The organism is Haemophilus haemolyticus (genome assembly GCF_001008205.1).
GTDB classification, from domain to species: domain Bacteria; phylum Pseudomonadota; class Gammaproteobacteria; order Enterobacterales; family Pasteurellaceae; genus Haemophilus; species Haemophilus haemolyticus_Q.
This window is the reverse complement of record NZ_LCTK01000036.1, coordinates 1-6409: the sequence shown is the minus strand read 5'-3', so window position 1 is coordinate 6409 and position 6409 is coordinate 1. Positions and strand designations below refer to the sequence as shown.

5 protein-coding genes and 1 pseudogene are annotated in these 6409 nt (G+C 40.9%); all 6 read right to left on the bottom strand.

From position 1 onward, the window contains the following. Positions 1-271, bottom strand: a pseudogene (locus AAX18_RS07975) (hydrogenase 4 subunit F); the annotation flags it as partial. A 4-nt stretch (positions 272-275) separates the two neighbouring features. Beyond that, entirely contained in the window at positions 276-914 is a 639-nt protein-coding gene (gene hyfE / locus AAX18_RS07970) for a hydrogenase 4 membrane subunit (RefSeq protein WP_005626080.1), read from the bottom strand. A gap of 10 nt (positions 915-924) precedes the next feature. Beyond that, positions 925-2370 (bottom strand): hydrogenase 4 subunit D, encoded by a 1446-nt coding sequence (locus tag AAX18_RS07965; RefSeq protein WP_046953503.1) that lies wholly within the window; start codon positions 2368-2370, stop codon positions 925-927. 9 nt (positions 2371-2379) lie between these two features. Further along, positions 2380-3342 carry a respiratory chain complex I subunit 1 family protein gene (locus AAX18_RS07960; protein WP_046953502.1) on the bottom strand — a complete coding sequence of 321 codons (963 nt, stop codon included), beginning with the start codon at positions 3340-3342 and terminating at the stop codon, positions 2380-2382. A gap of 9 nt (positions 3343-3351) precedes the next feature. Beyond that, on the bottom strand, positions 3352-5373 hold the full coding sequence (gene hyfB, locus AAX18_RS07955; protein ID WP_005626075.1) for a hydrogenase 4 subunit B: 2022 nt from the start codon (positions 5371-5373) through the stop codon (positions 3352-3354). A gap of 42 nt (positions 5374-5415) precedes the next feature. Further along, a complete protein-coding gene (locus AAX18_RS07950; RefSeq protein WP_005626073.1) occupies positions 5416-6015 on the bottom strand; it encodes a 4Fe-4S dicluster domain-containing protein in 600 nt (199 codons plus the stop codon). Positions 6016-6409 lie beyond the last annotated feature (394 nt).

Genomic DNA, 6409 nt, shown 5'->3' with positions numbered 1-6409 from the left:
AATACACTCCAGCAAGTGAACCCACGACAGCAATTAAGCCTAAGAAAATGGCAGAAAGACTATCAACATACACCCAGTTGTTAAATGCACTGATACTGCCTTTTTCCAACACGCCAGAAATGACTTGTAAGGAAAAGAACAACATCAAAATTAACCCGGTAATATGGAATGCGGTACAAACTGTCCGATTTTTTGTTCCGCGTAGTGCAAAGCTTTCAAAAGCGATGACTAAAGGTGCGACTAATAACGCAATTATCCATTGTTCATACATAGCGTTACCCCTTCAAACTCATAAGTTGTTTAGCATCAACAGTGTTGAAAGTGCGGTAAATTTTATTCACCAACACCACCATAATGATGACCGCAAAAATCGCATCGGTGGCAATGCCGATTTCAACTAATTCTGGCGCATTGTTGGCAAGTAAAGCCAAAGTTAAATGCGCACCGTTTTCCATTAAACAATAACCGAAAACTTGTTTCACAATATTGCGTTGGCTCACAATACACACTAAACCTAAAAGGAAGTGGCTAAGTGATACTGACAACGCTGGTTTTAAATGTTCAACTAACGGTAAGTTCACTGGAATGACAACAAAGTAACATAAGCAAACGATGATAGATGTGATCGGGATCAACCAAGCGACATTCATTCCTGCAGGAGTTTGACTTTCGTCAATTTTTCGTAAAGAAAAGATTAAAATTCCTGGCACTAATAATACTTTCGTGATGAATGCACTAATGGACCACATATAAAGTTCGTGAGCTTGCATTTCAAATGCCAAATAAACGAATAACACCACCAATACAAGAGACTGTAAGCCATAGCATAACGCGGATTTTTTTGCGGTTTTTGCCATAATGACACAAAGCGATGTAATGATGAGCAAACTCGCTAATACATTGATCATTAACATAATTCTCTCCTTAACCCGCAAGGCCTAACCAATAGGCAGCGATAAAGCTAGAACACACAGACATCACCATTAAAATCACTAAAACAAATGTCATAGAGAATGGCAATGGTTGTGCATTTTGCACGTTTTCAGATGGTTTACCGATAACACATTGACCAAATTTATAAAGCAACCAAACAAACGTTGCAGTAGATTCAATCAACGCAATCACCATTAACCAAGTTACCCATGAATATTCTTGTCCAAGATCGAAACCTGCGGCAAATAATGGGAATTTACTGAAGAAACCGTTAAACGGCGGCACACCAGCAATAGCCAATGCAGCAATACCAAATCCAGTACCAACCACAGGCATGGTGCGCATAATCCCTTGTAAACGAGGCATTGAACGTGTGCCTGTGGCATAACTCAATGAACCTGCAACTAAGAAGAATAAACTTTTCGCAAAGGCGTGGTTAAAGATATAAGCAATCGCTGCAACAAAAGCTAATTTAGAACCTAATGCTGCAAGAGAAAGCCCGATGAAAATGTAAGAAAGTTGAGTAATAGTTGAATACGCAAGTAAGCGTTTTAAATCCGCTTGTGGCAAGTACATTAAGAAACCATAAATCAATGTAATCATTGCCATCACAGTTCCCACCTCACCCACAATGTGCGGAATTTCACCAGCAGACATCACGGAACGAGCGAAAATATAGACGCCCACTTTTACCATTGATGCGGCGTGCAAATACGCACTGACAGGTGTTGGCGCTTCCATCGCATTTGGTAACCAAATTTGCATTGGAAGTTGCGCTGATTTACCCCATGCAGCAAACATCACGCCAAATAACACGATAGTTTTCGCTTCTGGCGCAAGATGTTCTAACGCCGTGATAGAGAATGTGCCAGATTGGCTAAATAAATAAGCCGCGGCAAGATATAAACCTAATGAACCTACGTGAGTGATAATCAACGCTTTCATCGCAGCCGCCATTGCTTTTTGGCTTTGATAATAGCTGATTAATGCCCAAGAACATCCCCCTGTGATTTCAAAGAAAAGCAACTGACCCGCTAAAGTTGATGAATACACCAAGCCCGCCATTGCACCGATGAAGATCAATAAGAAAGCATAAAAACGAGGTAATCCGTTATGCGGATGTTCACGGTTTTTATCGGTTAAATAACCACAAGAATATAAGCAAATTAAGAAACCTAACCCCACAACGGCAAAGGCAATTAAAGTGCTCATTGCATCTAAGGTCACGCCGAAGATTGCGGTATCACCAAATTTAACTAAATCATAGGTGACAGATTGTACGCCATTTGCATACCACTGCCCTGCCACAGCCAGTGTGCCAAGGGTAGCAAGTGCGGCAAAAATTGTGGCAATTTTTGGGAAAGATTGTTTGTTCAACCCCACAATAAACGCACCGACAAACGGCAAAATGATTGTAATTAGTGCTAAACGTTCCATATTTCCTCCTTACAATCCTGTGAAGTAAAACACAAACGCCAACACTGAAATGCCGAAACCGACCACAGTTAAACGTCCTGTTAGCATAAAACGGGTACGTGCCAATGTGTTTTCAAATACACATGCGGCGATAAATACCACGAGTAATTTCACAAAGAAAGAAACGATGCCTAAAATGACCGTACTTACCGTGAACTCTTGTGCTGCACCGAATGGGAAAAGCACACTCACAAAGATAGAGGCAACCACCATTGATTTTAAACTCAAACCGACTTTCAATAAGGCGAAAGAAGGGCCTGAATATTCAGTAAGTGGGCCTTCTTGAAGTTCTTGTTCTGCTTCAGCTAAGTCAAATGGGATTTTGCCCATTTCAATAAAGATCGCAAAAGCAGCGGCAACTAAGGCAATTACTGTTGCAACGGGATATTGCCAAGGTTGGCTAGAAAGTGCGGTGCTAATCACTGCAAAATTTGTAGAACCTGCAATTAAAGCAATCACAATGAATGCCAACATTAAGATTGGTTCAACAAGTACGCCTAATGTCACTTCACGGCTTGCACCTAAACTTGAGAAAGTACTGTTAGAATCCAAACCCGCAATTGAGAAGAAAAAGCGGAACAACGCGAACAAATAAATAACGGTGATTAAATCACTGCCTGCCCCAAACGGTGAGTGATGAGTAAACATGGGTAAACTCATCGCAACCACCATGACTGTGCTAATTAACACATAAGGCATAACACGAGATACCCAACCCGCATTATCTGGCCAAATATTTTGACGCGTCATTAATTTAGCAATGTCGCGATAATCTTGTAACAAGCCCGGACCACGACGAGATTGAATACGAGCCCGAATCATCCGTGAAATGCCTGAAAAGAGTGGTGCCAAAGCGAGAAGAATTAACGCTTGCACAATGGCTAAAAGGAACATTCCAGCGGAAGTGGAAATTTGTGAAGGTAATGAAATCATAATTTCCTCCTACATCAACGCAATGGAAAGTAATAACACAACCAAGGCAATCACGAAGTACACGCAATAAACGCGGAAGTCGCCTTGTTGTAGCCATTGAATTTTACGACCTAACCATGGGATAAAATGCGCAATCGGCATTGTTACTTTTTCTTCCCAGAATGGTTCTGTTTTGGTCGCACCTGAAATTAATGCATTGATACCTTTTGCACCAGCAGGCGCAGGATCAAGCACTTGACGCAAGGTATAAAGTGGTTTGAAGATAATACGAAGCGGACGAGTAAAACTACCCGCAGATGCTGCCATATCCATTTCGTAAGCATAACCACAAGCCCAAGGGTTGCCTTTTGCACGATCTGCCATACGATTGCCTTTGGTATAAGCGTAATACATAAACGGCAACACAAAAAATGCAATCAACATAATGCTCACCATTGGTGTAGAAAGCACCGTATTCGGTGTATTGCTTGCTACCACTACGCCATTTTCTGCTAAATTAAGCATTTCATTATGAGAAAGTGCGGTTGCAATATTGGCAATAATTGGAGTTACCACAGAAGCGCCAACGCCCAAAAGTACACAGAATAATGCCAAGATTGCCATTGCAATCACCATTGGTTTTGGCACTTCACGTGCATGTGCTGCTTTTTCGCTGCGTGGTGCACCACCAAAGCTAATACCATACACTTTCACGAAACAAAGTGCGGCAAGCGCACCTGTTAAGGCAAGCATAATGATTGCAACAGGACCAGCGATACGTAATACCACATCATTGTGTTGGCTTAGGCTGAATAAAGATTGATAAGTAAACCATTCACTCACAAAACCATTAAACGGAGGTAATGCAGAAATTGCCATGGTACCAATCAAGAAACAGAAAGCAGTAAATGGCATTAATTTGCCAAGTCCGCCCATTAAATCCATATCTTTTGAATGTAAACGGTACATCACAGAACCAGCACCCAAGAACAATAAGCCTTTGAATACCGCATGGTTAAGTAAGTGATATAAACCGCCAAGTAAACCGACAATAGCAAGTACAGGATTATGGATTGCCATACCAATCATACCGACACCTACACCCATCATAATAATGCCTATGTTTTCTACGGTGTGATACGCCAAAAGTTTTTTGATGTCATGTTCTGCTAAGGCATAAAGTACGCCAAGCACAGAAGAAACTGCGCCAAAAGCAAGCACAATCACACCAAACCACATATTGTGTGCGCCAAGTAGATCAATACCAACTTTGATAATCCCGAAGATACCGATTTTAACCATCACACCAGACATCATTGCAGAAGCATGAGAAGGCGCAGCTGGGTGAGCTTTTGGTAACCAGCTATGCAATGGAATCATCCCTGCTTTTGCACCGAAACCAAGAAATGCCAAAATAAATACCGTAAAGGCTAAAGGCATTGAAAGCTCGGTGTGGCGGAAGGCTTCAAATTCAAAGCTACCTGCGTAGCAATAGAAAATAAAGAAAGCGATCATAATCAACACAGAACCAGCGTGAGCAATGAAGAAATACAACAAGCCCGCATTGGTTGCGTTGTCATCTTGTTCGGTTAGTACTAAGAAGTAAGATGCCAAAGACATCATTTCAAAGAACACTAAAAAGTAGAAAGCGTTATCGCTGGTGACTAAGGCAACCATTGAGGCGATAAACAAATTCATAAAGAAGCCCATCGTGCCAGCGCCTTTACCAATGTATTCTTTCACATAGGAAAAGGAATAAAGTGCGGTGATAATAACCATTAAAGAAATGACACACACCATAAACGCAGCTAATCCGTCAATGCGGATTGAAAATTGGGCGAAGTCGAAAGGGGTTGAAAACACATCAACGACCGTATCGTTGCTGATAAGCACGGGAATGCAGGCAACAATGCCTAACAAGCCACCAAGTACACCGGTCACGCCGGATATATTGATTGAAAGTTGTTCATTTTTTCGCACAGCGAGAGAAATAAACGCACCAACGACATAAATCAACAAGGACGTGATGAGCAAACTGATTGAAGAACTCATAATTTCACTCCATTGATTAACGAGTAAACAAACAATAAACTTTTATCTTGGCACGACAGGAGAACCCACCATTGCCATTTCGCGTTTTTTGCGATTTGCTTGTTCGATACTCTCATCACTAATTAAGAATAAAGTTTTTGTTGGGCAAGTTTGAATACAAGCAGGACCATCTTCACGGAAATAGCAAAGGTCGCATTTCACTGCGATAGCTTTTACACCTGGTTCCCATGCAAGCATATTATGAACATCAGTATTATTCGGTGCGGTGCGAATATCACGTTTTACCGCATCAGTGAAAGAGAAACTGTCGTAGTGGTTTGGTGCGTCTAATGGCGCGCTACCGTGTTGAGTAATCGCCCCGAATGGACAAGCAATGGCGCAAAGCTTACAGCCAATACACAAACCTTCGTTTAATTGAATAGTGTCATTTTCGTGCTTAATTGCATGCACAGGGCATACTGTAGCACAAGGTGAATCATCACAATGACGACATAAGATCGGCACAGTAATATCGTCGTTACGCATTACTTGTAACCGCGGAAAGGATTGTAATCCAAAAGCTTTGTGTACTTCGCTGCAAGCAGCCATACAGGTATTGCATCCAATGCAATCTTTCGGATCACCTATAACAAAACGGTTCATATTTTCCCCCAAAGTATGTATAGATAGAAACAGAAAGTAGGTGGAAGGCATTACACCAATACATCACAATAACCACTCTGGAAATAAGGATACTCCTTCAGAGTTACCCAGACTAGAGTAAAACGATTGTTTTATTGACTGAGATCATAAATTTTTTTGTTTTTATCGAAGGGAAAATTTGGTATTGAGATTGACTCTCAATTCAATTTGTTAAGATTGTAAGTAATTGAAACTATTAAACTAATTATTGAAAAACAATTGCTAATGCAATGTTAAAATCCTGTTGGCATTTTCTCATTTAGCACAAAAGTGCGGTAGATTTCTCGCAAGTTTTGGAGACTATTTTTAAGTGGATTTTCATCATAAAAATCCTCTTTTCTAAATGAGAATAAAT

Excerpts from the sequence above, each read along its gene's own strand:
- hyfE (WP_005626080.1), bottom strand. The coding sequence starts at position 914 with ATGTTAATGATCAATGTATTAGCGAGTTTGCTCATCATTACATCGCTT.
- AAX18_RS07965 (WP_046953503.1), bottom strand. The coding sequence starts at position 2,370 with ATGGAACGTTTAGCACTAATTACAATCATTTTGCCGTTTGTCGGTGCG.
- AAX18_RS07960 (WP_046953502.1), bottom strand. The coding sequence starts at position 3,342 with ATGATTTCATTACCTTCACAAATTTCCACTTCCGCTGGAATGTTCCTT.
- hyfB (WP_005626075.1), bottom strand. The coding sequence starts at position 5,373 with ATGAGTTCTTCAATCAGTTTGCTCATCACGTCCTTGTTGATTTATGTC.
- AAX18_RS07950 (WP_005626073.1), bottom strand. The coding sequence starts at position 6,015 with ATGAACCGTTTTGTTATAGGTGATCCGAAAGATTGCATTGGATGCAAT.